20 protein-coding genes and 4 tRNA genes are annotated in these 24,203 nt (G+C 60.6%); 8 read left to right on the top strand and 16 right to left on the bottom strand.

Annotation, left to right across the window (positions count from 1 at the left end; all coding sequences use genetic code 11):
* Positions 1–4: 4 nt before the first annotated feature.
* From bcp to GZH79_RS04540, 5 genes are all read left to right on the top strand, one after another.
* On the top strand, positions 5–472 hold the full coding sequence (bcp, locus tag GZH79_RS04560; RefSeq protein WP_211642295.1) for a thioredoxin-dependent thiol peroxidase: 468 nt from the start codon (positions 5–7) through the stop codon (positions 470–472).
* On the top strand, positions 472–1,281 hold the full coding sequence (locus tag GZH79_RS04555; RefSeq protein ID WP_349291163.1) for a ferritin-like domain-containing protein: 810 nt from the start codon (positions 472–474) through the stop codon (positions 1,279–1,281). The genes bcp and GZH79_RS04555 overlap by 1 nt, the downstream gene beginning before the upstream one ends.
* Before the next feature lie 164 nt (positions 1,282–1,445).
* The gene (locus GZH79_RS04550) at positions 1,446–2,756 is read left to right on the top strand and encodes a M23 family metallopeptidase (RefSeq protein WP_211642293.1); all 1,311 of its coding nucleotides are present in this window, start codon (positions 1,446–1,448) and stop codon (positions 2,754–2,756) included.
* Positions 2,746–3,264 (top strand): polymer-forming cytoskeletal protein, encoded by a 519-nt coding sequence (locus tag GZH79_RS04545; protein ID WP_211642291.1) that lies wholly within the window; start codon positions 2,746–2,748, stop codon positions 3,262–3,264. The genes GZH79_RS04550 and GZH79_RS04545 overlap by 11 nt, the downstream gene beginning before the upstream one ends.
* Before the next feature lie 3 nt (positions 3,265–3,267).
* A complete protein-coding gene (locus GZH79_RS04540; protein ID WP_249218978.1) occupies positions 3,268–4,746 on the top strand; it encodes an MFS transporter in 1,479 nt (492 codons plus the stop codon).
* Here the strand turns inward: GZH79_RS04540 and GZH79_RS04535 are convergent.
* From GZH79_RS04535 to GZH79_RS04515, 5 genes are all read right to left on the bottom strand, one after another.
* Entirely contained in the window at positions 4,736–6,115 is a 1,380-nt protein-coding gene (locus GZH79_RS04535) for an amidase (RefSeq protein ID WP_211642289.1), read from the bottom strand. The two genes, GZH79_RS04540 and GZH79_RS04535, sit on opposite strands and share 11 nt — an antisense overlap.
* A gap of 42 nt (positions 6,116–6,157) precedes the next feature.
* Entirely contained in the window at positions 6,158–7,285 is a 1,128-nt protein-coding gene (gene prfB, locus GZH79_RS04530) for a peptide chain release factor 2 (RefSeq protein WP_211642287.1), read from the bottom strand.
* Between the two features lie 70 nt (positions 7,286–7,355).
* Complete coding sequence (locus tag GZH79_RS04525; RefSeq protein WP_349291157.1) at positions 7,356–9,854, bottom strand: PBP1A family penicillin-binding protein; 2,499 nt, start codon at positions 9,852–9,854, stop codon at positions 7,356–7,358.
* Between the two features lie 137 nt (positions 9,855–9,991).
* A complete protein-coding gene (locus GZH79_RS04520; RefSeq protein ID WP_211642285.1) occupies positions 9,992–11,185 on the bottom strand; it encodes an N-acetylmuramoyl-L-alanine amidase in 1,194 nt (397 codons plus the stop codon).
* Complete coding sequence (locus GZH79_RS04515; protein WP_211642283.1) at positions 11,182–12,315, bottom strand: aminotransferase class I/II-fold pyridoxal phosphate-dependent enzyme; 1,134 nt, start codon at positions 12,313–12,315, stop codon at positions 11,182–11,184. The genes GZH79_RS04520 and GZH79_RS04515 overlap by 4 nt, the downstream gene beginning before the upstream one ends.
* 125 nt (positions 12,316–12,440) lie before the next feature.
* On the opposite strand from GZH79_RS04515, the gene GZH79_RS04510 reads away from it, so the two are divergent.
* Complete coding sequence (locus GZH79_RS04510) at positions 12,441–13,175, top strand: DsbA family protein (RefSeq protein WP_211642281.1); 735 nt, start codon at positions 12,441–12,443, stop codon at positions 13,173–13,175.
* A gap of 75 nt (positions 13,176–13,250) precedes the next feature.
* A complete protein-coding gene (locus GZH79_RS04505; RefSeq protein WP_211642279.1) occupies positions 13,251–14,039 on the top strand; it encodes an MBL fold metallo-hydrolase in 789 nt (262 codons plus the stop codon).
* Positions 14,040–14,093: 54 nt separating this feature from the next.
* Here GZH79_RS04505 and ispG read toward each other — a convergent pair whose 3' ends face one another.
* The 3 genes from ispG to hemA form a co-directional block, all read right to left on the bottom strand.
* Positions 14,094–15,227, bottom strand: a complete 1,134-nt coding sequence (gene ispG / locus GZH79_RS04500) for a flavodoxin-dependent (E)-4-hydroxy-3-methylbut-2-enyl-diphosphate synthase (protein ID WP_211642277.1) — start codon at positions 15,225–15,227, stop codon at positions 14,094–14,096.
* 76 nt (positions 15,228–15,303) lie between these two features.
* On the bottom strand, positions 15,304–16,503 hold the full coding sequence (locus GZH79_RS04495) for a helix-turn-helix domain-containing protein (RefSeq protein WP_211642275.1): 1,200 nt from the start codon (positions 16,501–16,503) through the stop codon (positions 15,304–15,306).
* Between the two features lie 129 nt (positions 16,504–16,632).
* Positions 16,633–17,856, bottom strand: a complete 1,224-nt coding sequence (gene hemA, locus GZH79_RS04490) for a 5-aminolevulinate synthase (RefSeq protein WP_211642273.1) — start codon at positions 17,854–17,856, stop codon at positions 16,633–16,635.
* A gap of 382 nt (positions 17,857–18,238) precedes the next feature.
* On the opposite strand from hemA, the gene GZH79_RS04485 reads away from it, so the two are divergent.
* Complete coding sequence (locus tag GZH79_RS04485; protein ID WP_211642271.1) at positions 18,239–19,624, top strand: M20/M25/M40 family metallo-hydrolase; 1,386 nt, start codon at positions 18,239–18,241, stop codon at positions 19,622–19,624.
* A 108-nt stretch (positions 19,625–19,732) separates the two neighbouring features.
* Here GZH79_RS04485 and GZH79_RS04480 read toward each other — a convergent pair.
* The 8 genes from GZH79_RS04480 to GZH79_RS04445 all read right to left on the bottom strand — a co-directional run.
* Positions 19,733–19,809: transfer RNA gene (locus GZH79_RS04480), tRNA-Asp, on the bottom strand.
* A gap of 34 nt (positions 19,810–19,843) precedes the next feature.
* Positions 19,844–19,920 (bottom strand) — tRNA-Asp (locus GZH79_RS04475).
* Positions 19,921–20,061: 141 nt separating this feature from the next.
* Complete coding sequence (locus GZH79_RS04470; RefSeq protein WP_211642269.1) at positions 20,062–21,654, bottom strand: AMP-binding protein; 1,593 nt, start codon at positions 21,652–21,654, stop codon at positions 20,062–20,064.
* 56 nt (positions 21,655–21,710) lie between these two features.
* A tRNA-Val gene (locus GZH79_RS04465) sits at positions 21,711–21,786 on the bottom strand.
* A 29-nt stretch (positions 21,787–21,815) separates the two neighbouring features.
* Positions 21,816–22,382 (bottom strand): histidine phosphatase family protein, encoded by a 567-nt coding sequence (locus GZH79_RS04460; RefSeq protein WP_211642267.1) that lies wholly within the window; start codon positions 22,380–22,382, stop codon positions 21,816–21,818.
* An 80-nt stretch (positions 22,383–22,462) separates the two neighbouring features.
* Positions 22,463–22,537 (bottom strand) — tRNA-Val (locus GZH79_RS04455).
* 12 nt (positions 22,538–22,549) lie between these two features.
* Positions 22,550–22,984, bottom strand: coding sequence for a hypothetical protein (locus GZH79_RS04450; protein WP_249218977.1), 435 nt, complete (start codon positions 22,982–22,984; stop codon positions 22,550–22,552).
* Positions 22,985–23,072: 88 nt separating this feature from the next.
* On the bottom strand, positions 23,073–24,203 hold a 1,131-nt coding region (locus GZH79_RS04445), incomplete at its 5' end, for a hypothetical protein (protein WP_211642265.1).

Here is a 24,203-nt window from a genome sequence, read left to right as displayed (position 1 = left end):
AGATATGTCACAACTTTCCCCCGGCGATCTTGCCCCTGCGATTGACCTGCCCGCTGCTGACGGTGCGACAGTGACACTGTCACAGTTTCAGGGGCAAAAGGTCGTTGTCTATTTTTACCCGCGTGACGACACCCCCGGCTGCACCAAAGAAGCCATCGGTTTTTCAGAACAGGCGGCCGCATTCGCGCAGGCCGGTGCCGCCGTCATCGGCGTGTCAAAGGATACTGTCGCAAAGCATCTGAAGTTTCAGGATAAGCATGGCCTGAAGGTGATCTTGCTGTCCGATGAAAACGGCGATGTCTGTGAACGCTACGGCGTCTGGGGTGAAAAACAGATGTACGGCAAGACGTTCCACGGCATCGAACGCACCACGTTTTTGATCGATGGCGAAGGCCGGATCGCGCAGGTCTGGAACAAGGTCAAGGTGCCGGGCCATGTCGATGCGGTTCTGGACGCCGTCCGGACCTTGTGATCAAGCCACTCGCAGACATGGCGGTCGAGGTGCTGAAAACCGCCGACGGTCGCGAAAAGACCGCGTTGAGCCATGCGCATGCGGCCGCCTGGCGGGCCGCCCGCGCCGACGGTGCTGTTCCGGTGATCGGAACCGCCACGCCACCTGATCGCCCCGCGAGGCCGGATTCGCCTGCATTGCTGGAACCGCGCGACGTGCCGCAACGCAAACCCGGCTCTCCTGAAGGGCGGTTGGCGTTGCTACACGCGGTCGCGCATATCGAACTGAACGCGGTCGATCTGCACTGGGACATCATCGCACGGTTTTCTGATACCCCGCTGCCGATTGGTTTCTATGACGACTGGGTCAAGGCAGCAGACGAAGAATCAAAACATTTCAACCTGATGTGCGACAGGCTTGAAGCCCACGGGTCATGGTATGGCGCATTGCCAGCCCATGCGGGGATGTGGCGCGCAGCCGAAGATACAGCCACCGATCTGATGGGACGGCTGGCCGTGGTCCCGATGGTATTGGAAGCGCGCGGACTGGATGTGACCCCGAACATGATAGAGGTGTTCAAACGCGCGGGCGACAAGGACACGGTCGCGGCCCTGAACGTGATCTATGCCGAAGAGGTGCATCACGTGTCGTATGGGTCCAGATGGTTCCATTTTCTGTGTGGCCGAAACGACATGGACCCGGCACCTTTATTTCACGCACTGGTGCGCCGTTATTTTCACGGACCGCTGAAACCGCCCTTCAACGAAGAAAAGCGTGCGGAATCAGGGATTCCACCCGATTTTTACTGGCCACTTGCCGAAAAGCGCTGACTCAGATTCGGTGAAGCTCGGCACATTTTCGCCCAGACGAAGTAAATGCAGCTTCATTTTCTGAAAAGCGTTGCTCCATTGCGTCAGTCTTTGTAAACGAATGTGACGCGGACGAAAACAAGATACAGGTAAGCCGCGCCGAGGGACAGGTTTGGGAGAATTACGTGAGATCACGTCTTGCGCTGGCTGTGCATGCACGCCTTGAAAAACGGTTTCCGGAAAAGCGACTGTTCATTCGGTCGGACACCGAAACGCGATTCATTCGGCTGCGTCCGTCTCACCAGCTTGTAGGGTGGTCCGTGGCAACCGTTCTTGTCGGTTGGACAATCATTTCGACGGCCATCATGCTGATGGATAGCATCGGTGCGGGGAATTTCCGCGCCCAGGCCCAGCGTGACCAGATCATCTATGAACATCGGCTGAATGCCCTGTCCGCCGAACGTGATGCGCGCGCCGCCGAAGCGGTCGCCGCCCAGCAGCGGTTCAGCGCGGCACTGAACCAGATTTCCGTGATGCAAAGCGAGCTTTTGTCCACCGAAGACCAGCGCCGCGAACTGGAAACCGGGTTGGATGTGGTGCAGACGACATTGCGCAATACGATGCAGGACGTGAAATCGTCCCGCACCCAGCTAGCCGCACTGATGTCCGAGGACGGATCACCCGCCGCCGGCGCCCTGCAATCCCAACAGGCAGATACGACCGTCGATCTGCTGGCCACAGCCTTGGCCGAAACCGCAGCGGAACGTGACAAGATCGCCGCCGACGCCCAATTCGCGCTGGATAACGCCGCCGAAAGCCAAATGGAATTGCGTCTGCTGCAAGAACGCAACGACGATATCTTTCGCCAACTCGAAGACGCGATGACAGTGTCCGTGGAACCGCTGGAAAAAATGTTCCGCGCTGCCGGTATGAACCCGGACAACATCATCAGTCAGGTGCGCCGCGGCTATTCCGGGTCCGGTGGTCCGCTGACGCCGCTGTCATTCTCGACGCGCGGCGGTGCGCCCGATCCCAACGCCGAACGCGCCAATGGCATCCTGAACCGGTTGGACGCCATCAACCTGTATCGGATCGCAGCCGAAAAGGCGCCATTCGATACCCCCGTCAAATCCAGCTTTCGTTTCACATCCGGCTTTGGCCAGCGATGGGGACGCCTGCATGCGGGAACCGATTTCGCAGCGCCCATCGGCACGCCGATCTATTCCACCGCTGATGGTGTCGTGACAGAGGCAGGCTGGGCATCCGGCTACGGTCGATTGATCAAAATTCAGCACGAGTTCGGGATCGAAACACGCTATGCACATCTGTCTGCAATGCGCGTGAAGGTCGGTCAAAGGGTCTCGCGCGGGGAACGGATCGGTGATATGGGCAACTCAGGACGTTCAACTGGTCCCCACTTGCATTACGAAGTGCGTGTGGGCGGCACACCCGTCAATCCAATGACATATATAAGAGCTGGACAAGATGTTTTCTAAATCCAAGATCAACGAACCTGGCCCCAAAGCCGACACAACCGCGCCGCAGCCGTCCAACGCTGCGCCGGCGTCCGGCAGCGATTACAAACCGTCAGCCCCGGCAAAGGCAAAGCCGCCCGCGTCCATCCTGTCCGCTGACCTGCTTGTCACGGGCAATATGAAAACAACGGGCGATGTCCAGATCGAAGGTCAGGTCGAAGGCGATATCCGCGCCCACCTACTGACCGTCGGCGAAGGTGCGACCGTCAAGGGTGAAGTCATGGGCGACGATATCGTCATTCATGGCCGCATCGTCGGTCGCGTGCGCGGCCTGAAGGTGCGACTGACCTCGACTGCCCGCGTCGAAGGCGACATCATCCACAAGACAATCGCCATCGAATCCGGTGCCCATTTCGAAGGCTCCGTGCAGCGTCAGGACGACCCGCTGTCGTCTGGTGGCAAAGCCACCAAGATGCCAACCTCTGCGACGCCCGCCCCCAAGGCGGCCGGGGACGCCGACAAAAGCTGATCCTTGACCCTTCCAACGCCTCCTGAACGGGCCCCGTCCGACCGGACGCGGCCCGTTTTCGTACCGGATTTCGCACGCGAAAACCGCCGCGGCTGGATTCTGGCTGCCGGGGTTCTGGCCTCGTCGATGGGATTCATCGACGGCACCGTGGTCAGCATCGCAATCCCCGCGATCAGATCATCACTTGGTGCATCGCTGAACCAAGCGACCTGGATCAACAACGCTTACATGCTGACCCTGTCCGCGCTGATCCTGACGGGCGGTGCATTTGGCGACAGGTTCGGCTTGGCAAAGGTGTTTTCCATCGGCGTGGGCCTGTTTCTGGTCACCTCGGTTCTATGTGCATTGGCGCCGTCGCCTGACGCATTGATCGTCGCGCGTCTGGCGCAGGGCACCGGGGCCGCACTGATGGTGCCGGGATCGCTTGCGATGATCTCGCGTGCCTATCCCCGCGAAGAACGTGGCCGCGCCATCGGCATATGGGCTGCGGCATCGGGGCTGACGACCGCAGCCGGGCCAATCATCGGCGGCCTGATCCTGTCCGCCGGAGAAGACGACGCATGGCGCGGCATTTTCGCCATCAACCTACCGCTGGGGTTGGTGACGTTGGTGCTGGTGTGGCGCGCCGTACACTCTGACCCCCGGCGCAAGGGCGAACGCGTCGATCTGACGGGTGCAGCACTGGCAGTGCTGGGGCTGGGCCTGCTGGCGTGGACGCTGACGCATCTGGAACGCAGCAATGACACCCGTATCACCATCGCCACGGGAATCGCGGGCACCGTGATCCTGACGATTTTTCTGTGGCAGCAACGCCGCAACGACACGCCCATGATGCCATTGTGGATGTTCGCCAACCGCACATTTTCGGCTGCCAACGGATCGACGTTCCTGCTGTATTTCGGCATGTCCGCGATCCTGTTCTTTTTGCCGATGCTGACCGTCGCCGGATGGGGTCTGACCGCGTTTGAGACGATCTTTGCCTTTGGGCCGATCACCATTTTCATCGCCACGCTGTCCACCCGTTTTGGCAAGATGGCCGACACCCACGGCGCGGGGCCCCTGATTACCACCGGGTCCATTCTGGTGTCTGTGGGCTATGCCAGTCTGGCGCTGGTCATTCCATCAGAAGAATTCTGGCTGGGTGTGCTGCCCACCATGGCCATCGTCGGTCTGGGGATGAGCATGGTGGTGGCCCCACTGTCCGCCTGCATCATGGGGGCAGCCGGTCCGGGGCGTGACGGCACGGCATCGGGCATCAACAACGCCGTCAGCCGGATCGCGGGCCTGATCGCCGTCGCCGCAATGAGTTCGATCGTCACCATCAGTTACACCATCAGTGGCGGCCCTGCGAGCTTTGGCGAAGTGTCGCCCCTGCCCGGCCATCTGGACGCGATGAACGCGGGTTTCGCCACAATCGCGTGGGTCGCATCGGCGCTGGCCGCCGTGTCTGCATTGGTGGCAGGACTGTTCGTCAGGCGGTGATCCGGTGCCAGCCCTGCGCCAGTTCCAGCAACCGGCGGTCATCGCGGGCACGTCCGATGAATTGCAACCCCATCGGGCCTTGCGGTGTGACGGGAAACGGCACCGCGACCGCAGGCAGGCCAATCAGCGACGCGGGCACCACGATTTCCATCCAGCGGTGATAACTGTCCATGGCGACGCCACCGATGGATTTGGGCCAGTCCCATTCCACTGGGAACGGCCAGCATTGTGCGGTCGGCAGCGCAATCGCATCCAGCGTGTCGAACAACCGCGCCGCGGTGCGGAACCAGTCAGACCGGATGTTGCTGGCGCGTTGGATCTGCAGCACCGTCAATGCCCGCCCGCGTTCGATTTCCCAGATGGCGGCAGGTTTCAGCGCGTCACGCGTCGCTGGATCGTCGTAAAGTGCCCCAAGGCTTGCCGCGACGGCAAAACTGCGCAGCGCGATCCAGCTGTCCCACAGGGCTGCGGCGCTGAACGGTGGCGCAATCACCGTCACGTCGCAGCCAGCATCAGACAGACGCGCGACCTGTGCTGCGGTGTGATCCAGCACCCCGCTTTCCATCGGATAGGCACCGCCCCAGTCGCCCAGCCAGCCAATGCGCCGGCCCGTCAGGTCAACGTCCAGTGGCCCGTCCTGATAGGCGGTCAACCCATGCGGCTGGCGCGCATCGGGGCCGCTTTGCGTCGCCAGCAGGGCTGACAGATCGCGCGGACAGCGTGCCATCGGACCGTTGGTGGACAGTTGATGCAGGAAACTGTCGCCCGCAGGTTCGGACGGCACCAGCCCCCATGTCGGGCGCATCCCGTAGACCCCGTTCCAGCCCGCAGGATTGCGCAGACTGCCCATCATGTCGGACCCGTCCGCGACCGCGATCATGCCCGCCGCCAGCGCCACGGCTGCCCCGCCAGATGATCCACCCGCCGTGCGGCCTGGCATCAGTGCGTTCTGGGTGGGCCCGAACACCGGGTTGAACGTGTGACTGCCCAGACCAAATTCGGGCGTGTTCGTTTTGCCGATGATGATGGCGCCTGCATCCTGCATGCGCTGCACCATGATGTCGGATGTTGCAGCCACACGCCCCGCCAGCGCCGGTGACCCCATCGACGTTGGCAATCCCGCCACATTGGCCAGATCCTTGACCGCGATGTGGATGCCATGCAGCCAGCCCTTGCGCGGGCTGGCGTCGGCAGCCTCCGCCTCTACCATCAGGGTGTCCGCGTCGCGCAGGGACACGATGGCGTTCAGTGCCAGATTGCGATCCGCGATCCGCGCCAGCGTGGCGTCCATCAGTTCGGCTGCGGTCAGGGTGCCGGACGCCAAAGCGTCCGACAGGTCATGTGCGTTCAGATCATTGATGTTGTCCATGCCGTCACCAGACCGCGCAACGGCTGGTTTGGCAAGCCGGACTTAATCTTCTGCCGTGGCTTCGGCCCGACTTTTGCCGCTGACATCCATGGCCAGCGTCGCGGCCATCAACCCGTCCAGATCACCGTCCAGCACGCCGGAGGTGTCAGAGGTTTCAAACCGTGTCCGCAGATCTTTGACCATCTGGTAAGGTTGCAAAACATAGGATCGGATCTGGTTGCCCCAGCCCGCGTCGCCCTTGTTTTCGTGGGCTTCGTTGATGGCTGCGTTCCGCCGGTCCAGTTCCATCTGATACAGGCGCGATTTCAGCGCCTTCATGGCGATATCACGGTTCTGGTGCTGGGACTTTTCCGACGAGGTAACGACGATCCCGGTCGGTTCATGGGTGATCCGGACGGCAGAATCGGTCGTGTTCACGTGCTGGCCGCCTGCCCCTGACGACCGGTAGGTGTCGATGCGGATGTCAGACGGGTTCACTTCGATTTCAATGTTGTCATCGACGACCGGATAGACCCAGACAGATGAAAACGACGTGTGCCGCTTGGCCGCGCTGTCATAGGGGCTGATCCGCACCAGCCGGTGTACACCGCTTTCGGATTTCAGCCAGCCATAGGCGTTGGGGCCGCTGATTTTCAGCGCCGTCGATTTGATCCCGACTTCTTCGCCCTGACTTTCGGATTGCAGTTCGACCTTGTAGCCCTTTTTTTCGGCCCAGCGGATATACATTCGTTTGAGCATGTTGGCCCAATCACAGGATTCGGTCCCGCCCGCACCTGCGTTGATTTCAAGGAAGGTGTCATTGCCGTCGGCTTCGCCGTCCAGCAACGCTTCCAGTTCCTTTTCTGCTGCCTTGGCGCGCAGGTCATTCAGCGCTGCTTCGGCTTCTGCCACGACGCCGGCGTCGTCTTCGATTTCACCCAGTTCGATCAGTTCCACGTTGTCGGACAGATCCTGCTTGATCGCGTGGTAGCTATCCAGCGCGTCAACCAGCGACTGGCGTTCGCGCATCAGCTTTTGTGCGTTGGCGGGGTCGTCCCACAGGGTCGGGTCTTCGACACGGGCATTGAATTCTTCCAGCCGGTGCGGCGCCGTTTCATAGTCCAGCCGCTGCGCCAGAAGCGACAGCGATTTGCGGATGGCGGCGATGGTGGTTTCGGTCTCGGCGCGCATGGGCAGCCCCTTGTAAAACAGGATCGGGCCGGGAATACCCCGGCCCGCGATCATCGGCAAGCGATGTGGGTCAGTAGAGCCCGCCGGACGACAGTGCGCCCGACGTGGCGCGTGGTCCCACGGTCGCGGTGCCACCGGTTGACGTCGTCACCTGACGGGCGGCCTGCGGCACGTCGTCGAACAGCGGCAGATCAGCAGACATGGCGAATCCACCGTCAAACGTGATGCCGAACACCGGTTCTTCGCCGGGGCGGAAGCATTCCGCGATCACGTTCGTGCCCGATGCGCCGTCCGGCAGACGCGCCCCGGTGAAACGGTCGATATTGATGAACTGACAGTTTTCCGGCACGCTGAAGGCCGTGCCACCATAGGTCTTGATCGCTTCGGACATAAAGGCGTTGAACACGGGCGCACAGATACCGCCGCCGGACGCGCTTTTGCCCATCGGGCGGGGGTTGTCGAACCCGATGTAGCAACCCGCTGCAATGTTGGACGAAAAGCCCACGAACCACGCGTCTTTTTCGTCATTGGTCGTCCCGGTCTTGCCCGCGATCGGCACCGGCAGATTGATTGCATTCTGGGCCGTGCCCCGTTCGACAACACCCTGCATCATGCTGGTCAGCTGATAGGCGGTGATTTCATTCATGACGCGCTGGCGATTCGACTGGATCGTGGGTGCCTCGCCCGCTGGCAGACTGGCCAACTGGCAATCTTCGCAGATGCGCTGATCGTGACGATAGACGGTCGTGCCGAACCGGTCCTGCACACGGTCGACAAGGGTTGGTTCCACACGTTCACCACCGTTGGCGAACATGGCATAGGCGGCAACCATCTTGAACAGCGTGGTTTCATCCGAACCCAAGGACGCGGCCAGCACGCGGTTCATGTTATCATAAACACCAAACTTTTCGGCATACCGGCCAACGGTATCAATCCCGACCTCTTGGGCCAGACGGATCGTCATCAGGTTGCGCGACTGTTCGATGCCTGTGCGCAGCGGTGTGGGCCCGTAAAAGCGGTTGGAATAGTTCTGCGGACGCCACACACCCTGCGGCGTGTTGATCTCGATCGGGGCGTCGACCACTATGGTGGCGGGGCTGTAGCCTGAATCCAGTGCGGCGGCGTAAACAAATGGCTTGAAACTGGACCCCGGCTGACGGTTCGCCTGTGTCGCGCGGTTGAAAACGGACGCCTGATAGGAAAAACCTCCCTGCATCGCCAGAACGCGCCCGGTGTTCACATCCATCGCCATGAACGCGCCCTGCACCTGCGGCACCTGACGCAATGTCCAGCGGATCAGCGATCCGTCGCTGTCATTTTTCATCTGGCGGACGTGGACCACGTCACCACGTTCAAAGTTGTCGACAAAGCTGCCGGACATCCATGCGATATCTTCGCGCGGAATATCCTTTGTCTCGTCCTGCCCTTCGGCGCCGACCGTCATTTGCTGGTCACCGATTTCAAGCACGACCGCCGGAAGCCACGGGCTTTCCAGCGTGATATCGCGGGCGACCTGCACTGCGGAAAGCGCGGTGCGCCAATCGTCCATCTGGTCCGCTGGAATGGATTTTCCCGTGCCACGCCAGCGCCCCTGCCCGCGATCATAGGTTTCCAGCGCGCGTTGCAGGGCATGTGCGGCTTCGACCTGAAGGTCAGCGTCAACGGTGGCACGAATGGCAAGACCGCCGGAATAAAATTCATCTTCGCCAAAGTTCTGGCTGAGCTGGCGGCGGATTTCGTCCGTGAAGTAATCACGCGGCGGCAGTTCCGACCGAAAGCTTTCAAAATCACCGCCCTGGACGGTGCGCAACGGCGCATTGGTCGCGGTCTCATAGGTGGCTTCGTCAATATAGCCGTTTTCCCACATTTCGCGCAGCACGAATCCACGCCGCGCGATGGACCGGTCGTATTGGCGCACGGGGTCATAGTCGGATGGCGCTTTGGGCAGGATCGCCAGATAAGCGACCTCTTCGACGGTCAGTTCGGACAGGGGCTTGTTGAAATAGGTCAGGGCCGCCGCCGTGACGCCATAGCTGTTCTTGCCCAGAAAAATCTCGTTCAGGTAAAGTTCAAGGATCTTTTCCTTGGGCATCGCGCCTTCGATGCGGCTTGCCAGTATGATTTCCTTGATCTTTCGCTCTGCCGACCGCGACCCGTCCAGCAAAAAGTTCTTCATCACCTGCTGGGTGATGGTGGACGCACCGCGCAATTCGTCGCCGCGCGATTTGACGGCGTCGACGAATGCAGACGCCATCCCCATCGGATCATAACCGGCGTGGGTGTAAAAATTCTTGTCCTCGGCCGAAATGAACGCCTGCTTGACGATATCGGGGATGTCTTCGGCAGGCGTAAACAGGCGACGTTCCACCGCGAATTCGTCGATGATGTTGCCTTCGCCTGAATAGATCCGGCTGATCGTCTTGGGCGTATATTGCGCCAGCGTGTCATAGGACGGCAGATCACGGCCATACAGATAGAAAACCGCACCGATGCTGACCGCCAGCATGGCAAGCCCCAATGTCGCCATCGAAAAGATCGCGCCGAAAAAAGACATGATAAATCGCAGCACGGCAGGACCACCTTTGGGTGCGGAAAACTTGCCCGCTTATAGGGGCGGAACCGGCAGCCGTCAAAAGCAGATCAGCGCGAACCACACGTGTTTTCGCGTAATCGACCATCACGTCTGCAAGAGGTCGGCGTGCAATCTTATCGGCGGCGCAGCGGCGCGATGGCGGCTTGCGCGTCGGCCCATGATGCAATCGCACTCGCCAGCCCTGCCACGATGGGGGCGCGGCCCTGTGCTGTCGACAGGTTGGCACGGTCACGGTCGTCAGACAAAAAGCCGACTTCGACCAGGACAGACGCGAAATCGGCGGCATTCAGCACGGCCAGCCGTCCATCACGGCGCGGGCGCGAATTGACCCGTGCCCCCGATTGACGCAGGCCTGTGACGATTGCATCGGCCAGCGCTGTGGATGCCGGCTGCGTCTGCGCCCGCGCCAGATCCATCAGGACGGTGGCAACCCTGTCATCCTGCCCGGTCAGGTCCAGCCCCGACAACAAATCGCTGCGTTCGTGACGTTCGGCCATGCGTTGCGCTGCCCGGTCCACACCATCCTTGTTCAAGGTATAGACCGACGCGCCACGCGCGCCGCCTTCGTCCAGCGCATCGGCGTGCAGCGACACCAGCGCGGTGGCCCCGGCAGCCCGCGCAATCGTCATGCGCGCTTCGAGCGGGACAAAAACATCCGAATTTCGCGTCAGAACGGCTTGCAAGGTGCCGGTACGATCGATCGCCTCTGCCAGTTCAATCGCAAGGGCCAGCATCAAATCGGCCTCTTTGACGCCACCGCGCAGCGCGCCGGGATCGACGCCACCGTGACCGGGATCAATCACGATGATGGGCGGTCCGGTAACCTGAACCGGTGCGGTGATCGTGGGTGCTGGCAAGACGGGAACGGATGGCCCGCCTGTCGACATCGCAAACCGTTCAGCATCCGTCGGGGCCATCCGGACCGTCAAACGGCCCTGCCCGGTTTGCGGATCGACCCGCAACCCTGCTTCGGTCAGGGCCAGCGGTGCTGCCAGATCGACGGTCAATGACGTCCAATCGGCGCGTGGTTCGCCAAAGCGGGCACCCAACGCCAAGCCGGGTTGCAACAGATCCTCTGGCAGCAGGCCGGTCCAGTCGATGGTGCGGAATTCGACCACCAGCCGACGTGGCGCATCCAGCGTATAGACGCGGTATGGCACAGCCTGTGTCAGTGACAGATCCACAACCAAGCCATCGTCGGCGTCCGCGATCCGGCTATTAACCGGATCGACCCGCGCCAGCGCACCGAAATCCTGCGCCATGACCGGCCCCGCCAGACACAGCAACACAGCAAGCCAGCGGATCATCGCGCGGCCATGAACGCGGTCAGACGGCGCAGCCCTTCGGCCATGTCGTCGGTGCGCCCGGCATAGGAAAACCGCAGCCAGCGGTGCCCGTCCTGCGGGTCGAAATCCAGACCCGGCGTGACCGCGACCCCGGCCTTGTCCAAAATCTCTGCGGCGAATGCGCGGGCATCATCGGTGTAGGCGCTGACATCCGCATAAATATAGAACGCACCGTCAGGCGGGGCAAAAGCGGTGAACCCGGCCTGTGGCAAACCATCCAGCAGCAGCGCCCGGTTGGCCGCATAAACATCCAGATTGGCATCCAGTTCCGGGCGGGCATCCATCGCGTGCAGCGCCAACCGCTGTGACGCGTGGGACGGGCAGATAAACATATTCTGCGCCAGCCGTTCGACCCGGCGCACATGATCGTGGGGGACGACCATCCAGCCGACACGCCACCCGGTCATCGAAAAATACTTGGAAAAGGAATTGATCACATAGACGTCTTCTGTGACCTCCAGCGCGGTGACAGCGCGCTTGCCATAGCCGATGCCGTGGTAAATCTCGTCCGAGATCAGCGCTGTGCCTGCGCGGTTGCAGGCCTGTGCCAGTGCGGTCAGTTCATCGCGGTCCAGCATTGTCCCGGTGGGGTTGGCAGGCGATGCGACGATCAGACCGGCCAGCCCGGCCACGTCATCCGGTTGCGGTTGATAACGGCCTGCGGCGGTGGTGCGGATTTCGACGGGGTCCAACCCCATCGCCCGCAAAATCTGACGGTAGCTGGGGTAGCACGGCAGCCCCAGCCCCACGTGTTCGCCGTTATCGAACAGCGCCGAAAACGCCAGCACAAAAGCACCGGACGCACCTGCCGTCACGACAACCCGCGCGGGATCAAGATCGACCCCGTAAACATCGGCGTAGTGGCGTGCGATCCGCTGGCGCAATGCCGGCAGCCCCAGCCCGACGGTATATCCCAGCGGTTCCGAAAGGTCGGCCTGCAACGCATCCAGCGCGGATTGCGGCGCACCGGTGCCGGGTTGCCCGACCTCCATATGGATGATCGACCGCCCGGCATCTTCTGCCGCACGGGCTGCTTCCATGACATCCATCACGATAAAGGGATCGACGTCGCCGCGGGTGGAATGTCTCATGCCTGGCCTTCTTCTGCTCTTGCACGTGCTTGTGCCCGCGCCGGGGGTCATGCGTCAACCGTGTGGCTTGGCACGCGGCGGCTTCTGTGGTCATGTGCCACGCGAACGTTAGAGAAAGTCAGCCCATGCGCCTTGTCCTGTCCGCCTTTGCAGCCCTTGTTCTGGCCCTGCCCGCCTTGGCAGAGTCCCACATGACACCGTCAGAGCGCGACGCATTCCGATCAGAGGTCCGCAACTATCTGATGGAAAACCCCGAAGTCATCATGGAAGCCATCAACCTGCTGCAAACGCGCGAAGCAGAAGCACAGGCACAAGCCGAAGTGGCGATGGTGCAAAACCAGATGGATGCGCTGGTCAACGATGGCGTGTCCTACGTGGACGGAAATCCCGATGGCGACATTACAATCGTGGAATTCATGGATTACCGCTGCGGCTTTTGTAAGCGCGCTCACCCAGAGGTCGAAAGCCTGCTGTCAGCAGATGGCAATGTCCGGTTGATCATCAAGGAATTTCCGATTCTGGGCGAAGAATCCGTGCTGGCATCACGTTTCGCCATCGCGACAAAGATGGTTGCAGGTGACGAAGCCTATAAGACGGTTCACGATACGCTGATGTCGTTCGACGGACAGCCGGACATGGATACGCTGGTCCGGCTTGGAAATACGCTGGGGCTGGATACCGACGCGATTACCGCGATGATGGACGACGATGCCGTCACACAGGTGATCGCGGACAACCGCGCGTTGGGTCAGGCGTTGCAGATCAACGGTACGCCGACCTTTGTGGTCGCCGACCAGATGGTGCGCGGCTATGTGCCCGCCGAACAACTGCAACAACTGGTGGATGATCTGCGCGGCTGACGCCCGCAAGCACGACAGTTGCCGGGGCGTGACCCTGCGCTAGATCAGTCTTGAACTGATTTAACGGAGATTCTCATGACCCCGAACCGACGCGCTTTTCTGATGACCGGCGCTGCTGCCGGATCAATGACATTGCTGCCCTTTGCGGCCCATGCTGCGGCACATACGTCAAACGTGTTCAACACCGATGCCGGCGATATTACGGTCCATCCCGTCGAACATGCGTCCATCGTGATGGAAACGCCCATCGGCACGATCTATGTCGATCCGGTGGGGGATGTGGCGCAATACGACGCATTTCCGCGCGCCGATCTCGTGTTGATCACCCATGAACACGGCGACCATTACAACCTGGACACGCTGAATGGCATCGTGACCGAAAGCACGCAGATCATTACAAATCCGGCTGTGCATGACATGCTGCCGGACAACCTTCGGGCGCTGGCCACGGCATTGGCCAACGGCGAGTCCGGAACGTATGACACGCTGTCGATCGATGCCATTGCAGCCTATAACACCACACCAGAGCGGGCGAATTTCCATCCCGAAGGCCGTGACAACGGTTATGTGCTGGGGTTCGACGGTTTCCGTGTCTACATTTCCGGCGATACCGAAGCGACGCCCGAAATGCTGGCCCTGGAAAACATCGATCTGGCCTTTGTCTGCATGAACCTGCCCTTCACCATGAGCAAGGAAAGTGCCGCCATCGCGGTCAACACCTTTGCGCCCACCTATGTCTATCCCTACCACTACCGTGGGCAGGAAGACGGCACACAAGATCCCGAAGCCTTTGCCGGGCTTGTCAACGACGGGATCGAGGTGCGGATCGGAAACTGGTACGGCGGCGACGTCCTGCCGTCCTGATCGACCGCACCACCACAACGACAAAGTGCCGGAGCAATCCGGCGCTTTTTTGCGTTACTGCGCTGCGGTCGCTTCAGCTGCGGCTTGGGCTTCCAGTTCTTCGGCCTTTTTTTCCACCTGTTCGACGATGTGTTCGATCATCGTGGCATTGTCCTGCCGGTGGCTTTGCTTACCCGCCAGATAGACCATGCCGTTGCCCGCCCCGCCGCCGGTGAATCCGACGTCGGTCATCAGCGCCTCACCAGGGCCGTTGACGACGCATCCGATGATCGACAGCGACATCGGCGTCTTGATGTGTTCCAGTCGCTGTTCCAGAATTTCCACCGTCTTGATCACGTCGAACCCCTGCCGCGCGCAGGACGGGCAGGAAATGATGTTCACACCGCGGTGCCGCAACCCCAAGGATTTGAGGATCTCAAACCCCATCTTGACCTCTTCCACCGGATCGGCGGACAGGCTGACGCGGATGGTGTCACCGATCCCCGCCCACAGCAGGTTGCCCATACCGATGGCGGATTTGACAGTGCCGGAAATCAGCCCGCCTGCTTCGGTGATTCCCAGATGAATGGGCGCATCTGTCGCGTCAGCCAATTGTTGATAGGCCGCAGCGGCCATGAACACGTCGGACGCTTTGCAACTGATCTTGAATTCATGGAAATCGTTGTCTTGCAGGATCTTGATGTGATCCAAACCGCTTTCGACCATCGCGTCCGGGCAGGGTTCGCCATATTTTTCCAGCAGGTGCCGTTCCAGACTGCCCGCGTTCACGCCGATCCGGATGCTGCAATTATGGTCGCGTGCGGCCTTGATGACCTCTTTCACGCGTTTTTCGTCACCGATATTGCCGGGATTGATCCGCAAGCAGGCCGCTCCCGCCTCTGCCGCTTCGATCCCGCGTTTGTAATGGAAATGGATGTCCGCCACGATCGGCACGCTGACCTCTGGCACGATCTCGCGTAGCGCCCTGCTGGATGCTTCGTCAGGAACAGACACGCGCACGATGTCTGCACCCGCATCGGCGGCCGCCTGCACCTGCGCGATAGTGCCTTTGATATCTGTCGTCAGCGTGTTGGTCATCGTCTGCACCGTGATCGGTGCATCGCCGCCGACCGGAACGTTGCCGACCATGATTTGACGGGATTTGCGACGTTCGATGTGACGCCAGGGACGAATGGAATTCAGCGACATGACGCAGCTTTCAGATCAGGACGTGTTGCCGTGAACCTAAGCCTTGCGCCGTGCTCCGACAACCGCACAGATCAGGTTATTCGGGAACGATTTCGGCAACATTCACCACGGCTGCCAGATCGCCGTCGGCTTCCAGATCGGCCAGTTCAAAGGTCGATGTCAGGCTGTCGGCGGACAGCGCAAGGTTCGACGTCACGGTCCCGCTTGGCCCAGCCGGACCATAGTGCTGGCCGTTTACAGCGAAATACACAGCGCCGCTTTCACCCACACGCAGGGTTGCGGGTTCTTCGGTATTGGGTAGGGCAAAGGTATCGCCCGCGTTCATGATGCCTTCGTAAATGACGGAATCATCGGCCGCGCGCACCCTGACCCAGGCCGGGCGCACAGCGACAAGCTGCACACCGGGGGTTGGATCTTCGCTGACCTGAATGGGCGGCAGATCCATCGTGACCGCTTCGTCGACTGCATTCGCAATGGCTTGCGCCTGACTTGTCGCATCGCTTTTGGGGATCAGCGTGCCGTAGGTTCCGGGGTTCAGCGTCGAAATCGGTGCATCCCGCGCGACCAGCACGGGCACGTCCAGTGCCTGTGGCCGATACAGACGGTCCAATGCTTCGGAAGAGGTGGCTGCAAATTCCGGCGTGACATCGTCAACGCTGTCGGGAATGGCAGTCGCCCCGGCCAGCGGATCAAGATCGCTAAGCACCACAGGCGCCTGTTCGACGGGGGCCAGACGGACCTTTTGCACTTCTTGAAGGATCGAATATCCACCCCACCCCAGACCGCCGATCAGGGCAACCAGAACCAGAACGGACCCGACCGCTGCCGGTTCGACACCGGTAAACATCCGTTCGCCACGCGGCACAAACGATGTGGCCGATGACGCGAAAATATCCTTGCCGAATGCGCCTTGCGCGGGGCGCGACGATGGTTTGGCTGACGAGGCTTCTTTTGACATGCCGTGCGCCGTGGCAAAGCCACTTTCGCGGCAGAACGTATCAAAGGCCCAGTCAGGGTCCATTTTCAGATACCGCGCGTAGGACCGGACATAGCCCGCGATAAAACCGGGTGTGTCGAATGCGCCGGGATCGGAATTTTCAATGGCAGCGATATAGGCGGCTTTGATCTTGAGCTCGCCCTGAACATCCAAAAGGCTTTTACCCAATGTGGCGCGTTCACCGCGCATCAGGTCGCCAAGACGAAGATCAAAAGCGTCAAAGCCTTTGGATTCAGTATCCGAAAGCGCTTTGCCGCGCCGGAATGTCTTTACGATCATTGGATTAACCGCCGTATGCCCTGCCTGACGCCATTATTTCACATAATCGAGACCAGAAGTCGAATTATTTATGAAACATTGACGCAACAGCCCTAGCAGTTGCCTGCCCCCTTTGCACCCGCAGAAACATCATCCGGCCAATTCGGCACGATTCAGCGCACAATGCGACCACAGGCTGTCCAGCGACCGCACCAGCGCATCCATTTCGCGTGGACCATGCACAGGCGATGGCGTGAACCGCAGCCGTTCCGTGCCACGTGGCACGGTAGGATAATTGATCGGTTGGACGTATATGCCGAAATCGGTCAACAGCATGTCTGACAGCTGCTTTGTATGTTTCGGATCGCCCACAATCAGCGGCACGATATGGCTGCCATGGTCAATGATTGGCAGGCCCATCCCCTTCAGCCGCGTTTTCAGGATGCGGGCCTGTGTCTGCTGAGAGCTGCGCAACGCCTGATCGTCTTTCAGGTGGCGCACGCTTGCGGCAGCACCCGCCGCGACCGCAGGCGGCAGCGACGTGGTAAAGATAAATCCAGGCGCATAGGACCGGATCGCATCGCACATACGTGCCGATGCCGAGATATAGCCGCCCATGACACCATAGGCTTTGGCCAACGTGCCGTTGATGATGTCGATACGGTCCATCAACCCGTCACGTTCCGCCACGCCGCCGCCCCGTGGGCCATACATACCGACGGCATGTACTTCGTCGATATAGGTCAGCGCGCCGAATTCTTCGGCCAGATCGCAGATTTCCGCGATGGGCCCAAAATCGCCGTCCATCGAATAGATCGATTCGAACGCAATCAGCTTGGGCGCATCGGGATCGTCGGCGGCGAGCAATGCGCGCAGATGCGCCACGTCATTATGGCGAAAGATGCGTTTGGCCCCGCCGTTGCGGCGCACGCCTTCGATCATAGAGGCGTGATTCAGCGCGTCGGAATAGATGATCAGACCCGGAAACAGCCGCGGCAGCGTGGACAGCGTCGCGTCATTGGCGATGTATGCGCTGGTGAACAAAAGCGCCGCTTCTTTCTGGTGCAGGTCCGCAAGTTCTGCTTCCAGCCGCTTGTGATAGACCGTGGTGCCGGAAATGTTGCGCGTGCCACCCGATCCTGCACCCGTGGCGTCCAATGCCTCGTGCATGGCAGCCAAGACAACGGGGTGCTGCCCCATGCCCAGATAATCGTTACCGCACCAGACCGTTACAGGCTGGGTCGTGCCATCGGGCTTGTTCCACACCGCATGGGGATATTGACCGCGCGTCCGCTCGATATCAATAAATGTGCGGTACCGGTCCTCGGTGTGCAGGCGTTCGATGGCGGTATCGAGGGCAGCATCATAATTCACCGGTCTTCCTTTCGTGTGGCTGACGCGACCAGCAACCAGCGGGCTGTGCGCGTCTTTCGTCCGTGCTGCATATAGGGCGCAGGCCCGCCGGGCAACACGCGACCTGTTGTCACTTAACTGCATGACCAATGACTTGCCCGCTTTGATCCATATCAAATGGATGCATGGCCGCACCGCGTAAACCGCATTTAAAGGCAAAGTGATTAACAGATCAGCGCGCCCAAACCGCAGGGCAATCAGCCAAAGTTCCGCAGCGTCACCACCGCCCGCAACCATCCCGAACAGGCACGCGCGACACGCAGGCCACCACCGCCCCGCTGCTTGACCTCTGGCACAAAGGGGCAGAGTCTGACGTGGAACCGTCCAATGCCAAGGCCTGCTTATGACCGATACGATCCTTTCCCCCGTCCTGTCCCGCATCGATACAGACCTTGAACACGCAACGGACAGGCTGCTGGACCTGCTGCGTATTCCGTCGATTTCGACAGACCCGGCCTATAAGCCCGATTGTGAACGCGCCGCCGATTGGCTGGTGTCGGATTTGCAAAGCATCGGATTCGACGCCGCCAAACATCCGACGACCGGGCATCCGATGGTCGTGGCCCAGACCGGCGGCGACGGCCCCCGTATTCTGTTTTACGGCCATTATGACGTTCAGCCCGCCGACCCGCTGCATCTGTGGGATCGCGACCCGTTCGACCCAGCCGTGGAAGACACCGCCAAAGGCCGCGTGATCCGCGGGCGTGGATCATCCGATGACAAGGGCCAGTTGATGACGTTCATAGAGGCATGTCGCGCCTGGAAACAGGTCCACGGCCAATTGCCCGCCAACATCACCATTTTCCTCGAAGGCGAAGAGGAATCGGGGTCGCCGTCCCTGATCCCGTTCTTGCAGGACAATACCGACCTGCTGCGCGCCGATATCGCGCTGATTTGCGACACAGGCCTTTATGGCGATTCGACCCCGGCCATCATCACCCAATTGCGCGGGCTGCTGGGCGAAGAAATCACCATCACCGGACCGTCCAAGGATCTGCATTCAGGCATGTACGGCGGGATCGCGATGAACCCCGCCCGCGTGCTGGCGCGCATCATTGCTGATCTGCACGACGAAACCGGTCGCATCACCGTGCCCGGTTTTTACGACGGCGTGCCGGAACTGTCGAACGAACTGGCCGCCGCGTGGGACGATCTGGATTTCGACGCCGCTGCGTTTCTGGGTCAGGTCGGTCTGAAATATCCCGCAGGCGAACAAGGCCGCCGTCCGCTGGAAATGATCTGGTCACGCCCCACCTGCGAAGTGAACGGAATGACAGCCGGTTACACCGGCGACGGGTTCAAAACGGTCCTGCCCTCGCAGGCTACAGCCAAGATCAGCTTTCGCCTTGTCGGTCAGCAGGACCCACACGCCATTCGTGACGCGTTTCGCGCGCAGGTCCGCGCGGCAATCCCCGCCGATTGTAGCGTCGCATTTACGCCGCACGGCGCATCGGCAGCGGGGCAGATGACCACAACGCATCCCGCATTCGATCAGGCGCGGCACGCCCTGTCAGATGAATGGCCGAATGCGGCGGCCTTTGTCGGATGTGGCGGGTCGATCCCGATTGCGGCCTATTTCAAAACCTACCTTGATATGGATGCCATGCTGATCGGATTCGGCAAGGACGACGACCAGATCCATTCGCCCAACGAAAAATACGACCTGTCGTCGTTCCACAAGGGCACCCGCAGTTGGGCGCGAATCCTGCACGCGATGACGCAAGCGTAACACGCGCGCCATTTTGCGAAAATGAACGCCGCATCCGGATCATCCCGGATGCGGATAACATTGTTCGCAGAAACAACGACCGAGGGTGATATAGACTAAGGGGTGAAATGGCGCGGTTGACGGGGCTCGAACCCGCGACCCCCGGCGTGACAGGCCGGTACTCTAACCAACTGAGCTACAACCGCGCATTTCAACACGATTGCGACATCTGGGGGTCAATGGCGCGGTTGACGGGGCTCGAACCCGCGACCCCCGGCGTGACAGGCCGGTACTCTAACCAACTGAGCTACAACCGCGCACCTTGACCGCCCTGCATGTCGCAAAGCGTGTCGCGCTTCTATGCAAGCCCCCCTGCCCCGTCAAGCATGAGATCGCGCAAAAACACCCCCAAATGCGAAAAGACCAAAACACGCCATTCCGACCGGCGTTGCCCGCTGTCAGCCCACCGTGCAGCGGGCGCGCAGATCGGCGCGGATAATCTTGCCCGTGGTCGTCATGGGCAGGGTTTCGACAAATCGCACCTCGCGCGGTGCTTCGTGTGCGGCCAGCCGATGACGCACATGATCCGTCAGCGCAGCGGCCAGCGCCGCATCTGCGACCACCCCGTCGCGCAACTGGACAAATGCCACGATGGCCTGCCCCCGGATCGCATCGGGCGCACCGACGACACCGGCCATCCGCACGGCATCGTGGGTCAGCAGGCAATCCTCGATCTCGGCAGGACCAATCCGGTAGCCGGCTGATGATATCACGTCATCATCACGGCCTTTGAACCTGATCCGTCCACTGGCGGTCGGAATGCCGCGATCCCCGGTCAGCAGCCAGTCGCCGCGAAACTTGGCCGCCGTCGCGGTCGGATTGTTCCAGTAGCGCAGGAACATCACCGGGTCAGGGGCGCGGCAGGCAATGTCACCTTCCACGTCGACCGGACAGGGTGTGCCGTCCGCATCCAGAACCCGGACGTCATGACCCGGCACGGCAAAGCCCATCACACCCGGTTCCGCAGCGGCCAGCGCCGCACACGAACTGACGATCATGTTGCATTCTGTCTGGCCGTAGAATTCGTTGATCGTGCAACCCAGCACGCGCTGCCCCCAGTCGATCAACTCTGCGCCAAGGGTCTCTCCACCGCTGGCGACCGATCGCAGGGACACCGCAGGCGGGTCGGCCATCTGCCGCATCATCTTGAGCGCGGTCGGGGGCAGAAACGCATTGCGCACATTCAGATCGCGCATCAGCGCAAAAGCGGCCTCTGCCGTGAACTTGGGAAACCGGCAGGCCACCACCGGCACAGCGTGATGCAATGCGGGCAACAGCACATCCAGCAGCCCGCCGATCCAGGCCCAGTCTGCCGGGGTCCATATGAGGTCACCCGGTTGGGGAAAGAAATCATGGCTCATCTCGACCCCCGGCAGATGACCGGGCAGCACACGATGCGCATGCAATGCACCCTTTGGCGCCCCCGTCGTGCCAGAGGTGTAGATCAGCAACGCGGGATCATCGGCCAGCGTATCCACCGGGTCGAACTGGTCAGACTGACTGGCCAACAAGGTGTCAAGATCAGCACCGACAATGATGATCCGCCGCAGGTCCGGCAGATCGTCACGCAGCGCCGCCAGCTTTGCCGCGCCATCCGTATCGGTCACCACCACCCGTGCGCCCGAATCGCGCAGCCGGTGCAGCAGGGCGTCCACACCGAACAGCGTAAACAGCGGAATGGAAATCGCGCCCATCTTGAAGGCCGTCAGATGGGTGACGGCCGTTTCAATCGATTGCGGCAACAAGACCGCGATCCTGTCACCCGGACCGATGTCGCCCGCCAGTGCGTTGGCCAGGCGGTTCGTCAGACCGCGCAAAGCGCCGAATGTCACTGTCCGCAACTCAATGCCAGAGGCATCGATGATCGCCACCGCATCGGGCCGGTCCATAGCAATCCGGTCACAGCAATCGACGCCGATATTGTAATGCGTGGGCACATCCCAGCAAAAGGCATCGCGTGTCTGATTGTAATCGGATTTGCGGGTCAACATGCCACGATCAGGCCCGGCAATCGCGCGCAGGTCAAGCCGTAAGGTGCCGGGGTATATGGTGGGTGGTGAGGGGCTCGAACCCCCGACATTTTCGGTGTAAACGAAACGCTCTACCAACTGAGCTAACCACCCGCCCCGCACCGATTACCCAAACTTCGCGGCTAGCGCAACTCTTGCTGTGTGCCTTGTGACAGGTAGAATACATTTCCCTGCCCGCCGGGCAGGTCCGCCAATGCGTCGCGGTCCAGACCCAGCACGATCACGCGCAACACGCGGCTGATAATGCCGTGACAGACCAGCACCGCAGGGCCATCCAGATCGTCCAGAAACGCGCGCGCGCGCAAGAATAGCGCATCCATGCCCTCGCCCGGTGCACGGGCATAGATGGATACATCGCCGTCCGGCCCTTCGACCAGTTCGCCCGTCACCAGATCCCGTCGCAGCAGTCCTGCCCAGGCGCCTACGTCGATTTCCATCAGCCGGTCATCGGTGCGGATCGTCGTCACGAGCGGCCCAAGCACCAGGGCCGCCGTCTGCACCGCACGCCCCAAGGGCGAGGCATAGCACGCAAATCCGGGCAGATCGCGCGATGCCATGATATCAGCCTGTCGCGCCGCCTGCGCCAGACCACGCGGGCTCAGCGGCGAATTCAGATGCCCCTGCATCCGGCCTTCGGCGTTCCACAGCGTTTCACCGTGCCGCAGGATATACAGATCAGGATAGGTCATCACATGGCTTTCCGCTATTGCCCGGCCCTTGCGGGTCGCTACGAGAAAGGGCGCCACCTTGCGGCGACGCCCCTGAATTCTGGTGGGTGATAAGAGATTTGAACTCCTGACATCTTCGATGTGAACGAAGCGCTCTACCACTGAGCTAATCACCCGGTGCGCGGGATTTAGCTGTCCTCGTCGTCGTCTGCAACCCCGGTTTTTGCAGCACCGGTGCCTGCACCGTCTTTCATTGTCCGCAGCTTGAGGGTCAGCATTTGCGCGCCGTCGCCCAGATCCTTGGACTTGATGGATTTCAGCTTGCCCATGGGCGGCAAAATCAGCTCTCCTCCGCCGGCCAGGATGTCGGCCAGTTCGGCAAGTGCTGCTTCGATGGCGGGTTTGGCATCTTTTTTCTTGATACCGGACCGTGCGACGGCTCGGTCAAGGAATTCGGGCTTCTTGATCGCTTCTCCGACATCCAGCATCACCGCAGGCTCGACGACCTTTGGCGTCGGCGCGGCAGGCGACGTAGATGATGGCGTGACCTGCGCACGCGGGGCAGCAGGGCTCAGCTTGACCGTCTTGGAGTCGGGTTTTGGCTCTATAGGTTTGGCTGACATCGGAAACTCCGGTTAATGCGTTACCTCATCTTAGTCGATCTTTACGGCGAGACCATGACTGATGCAGAAGTCCTTGCCGCCGGTATTGTCAACTGCGCGCAACCCTGCCGCTTAGTGATACAAAAGCATCAACCGCACGCCGCGCACGCAATTTCAGAAACGATTTGCGACAAAAGTGACGGTAGACCTGCGCGATGAGATCGGACGGCTGAGTGTCGGGGTTGCCGCGCAACCCAAGCTGATCCATCGCAGCGATCAATTTTCCAATCCCTTCAGGACTGATGACCGCGAGGTCCGTATCCAAATCGACCGACGGGTCGCAATGGCCGATGGAATCAGTCTGCAATGTAAAGCCTGCTATTTTTTCCACCCAGGCCACGTCATCACCATCGAGTTGCGAATAAACATGCGCGGTTGGCAGGGCAAATGCTGGGCCGGTCACATTGTCCTGAAGGAAATGTACCGTCTGTGAAAGCGGCCTTACATGATTGACCTTTCGACATTCCGCAGAATGGCGTGTTAGCAGAAGGTATAGCAGACGCGTCGCGTCCGCAGAGAGGCGTTCGTTTGACGTGCCAGACGGCAGGTCAGGGCGGATGTCGATGCGGTAGGCGAGGTCTTCGACACTGGACCCGTTTCGCAGGCAGGTCCGGTCGAATTTCACGAAGTGCACATTGTCCGCACCAAACACGCGTACGAATTTGGCAAATTTTGACCGATAACGCGGCATCGGCAACGCAGCCCCTGGTTCAATGTGACCAAGGCGGCAGCGCTGCTGAAACATGCTTGATAAATAGCTGACGGGTTCGCGCACATAGGCGATCACCGTGACCTTGCGAGCGCGCAGCAACAACTCATCCCGCAATGCCTCCAACTCCGCGCGCCGCAGTCGTGGAATGGCTTCGCCGCTCAAGATCAGCTTGGCACGGTCCAACGACAATGCCCGGTCAAATTGTCGGCGGTATAACAGTCTGTAGCCGGCAACGTGAGCCTTTGTGCGTCCATGACGACGGTGGTAAGGAATGTTCTCAAAATCAGCACGAAATAGGGTTTCGATTGCGTTGCCATGGTTCGGTCCGCGGTCGCCCCATATCTTAAGATCGCCGTAGGCAGTTTTGCCATCATCGTAGCCGTCAAGAGCCCGCTGTATGGCTGTTGTTCCAGTCTTATGCATTCCGATATGCAGGATGATTTCATTGATCGCCATCGTCCACTCTCG

The organism is Loktanella sp. SALINAS62 (assembly GCF_018263905.1).
Taxonomy (GTDB): Bacteria; Pseudomonadota; Alphaproteobacteria; order Rhodobacterales; family Rhodobacteraceae; genus Loktanella.
This window is presented reverse-complemented; position numbering and strand designations above follow the sequence as displayed.

Bases quoted from the DNA above. Each gene is read 5' to 3' on its own strand.
- GZH79_RS04520 (WP_211642285.1), bottom strand. From the start codon at position 11,185: ATGATCCGCTGGCTTGCTGTGTTGCTGTGTCTGGCGGGGCCGGTCATG.
- GZH79_RS04510 (WP_211642281.1), top strand. From the start codon at position 12,441: ATGCGCCTTGTCCTGTCCGCCTTTGCAGCCCTTGTTCTGGCCCTGCCC.
- GZH79_RS04545 (WP_211642291.1), top strand. From the start codon at position 2,746: ATGTTTTCTAAATCCAAGATCAACGAACCTGGCCCCAAAGCCGACACA.
- GZH79_RS04495 (WP_211642275.1), bottom strand. From the start codon at position 16,503: ATGATCGTAAAGACATTCCGGCGCGGCAAAGCGCTTTCGGATACTGAA.
- GZH79_RS04450 (WP_249218977.1), bottom strand. From the start codon at position 22,984: ATGTCAGCCAAACCTATAGAGCCAAAACCCGACTCCAAGACGGTCAAG.
- GZH79_RS04485 (WP_211642271.1), top strand. From the start codon at position 18,239: ATGACCGATACGATCCTTTCCCCCGTCCTGTCCCGCATCGATACAGAC.
- GZH79_RS04470 (WP_211642269.1), bottom strand. From the start codon at position 21,654: ATGTTGACCCGCAAATCCGATTACAATCAGACACGCGATGCCTTTTGC.
- GZH79_RS04505 (WP_211642279.1), top strand. From the start codon at position 13,251: ATGACCCCGAACCGACGCGCTTTTCTGATGACCGGCGCTGCTGCCGGA.
- GZH79_RS04535 (WP_211642289.1), bottom strand. From the start codon at position 6,115: ATGGACAACATCAATGATCTGAACGCACATGACCTGTCGGACGCTTTG.
- GZH79_RS04515 (WP_211642283.1), bottom strand. From the start codon at position 12,315: ATGAGACATTCCACCCGCGGCGACGTCGATCCCTTTATCGTGATGGAT.
- prfB (WP_211642287.1), bottom strand. From the start codon at position 7,285: ATGCGCGCCGAGACCGAAACCACCATCGCCGCCATCCGCAAATCGCTG.
- bcp (WP_211642295.1), top strand. From the start codon at position 5: ATGTCACAACTTTCCCCCGGCGATCTTGCCCCTGCGATTGACCTGCCC.
- GZH79_RS04460 (WP_211642267.1), bottom strand. From the start codon at position 22,382: ATGACCTATCCTGATCTGTATATCCTGCGGCACGGTGAAACGCTGTGG.
- ispG (WP_211642277.1), bottom strand. From the start codon at position 15,227: ATGTCGCTGAATTCCATTCGTCCCTGGCGTCACATCGAACGTCGCAAA.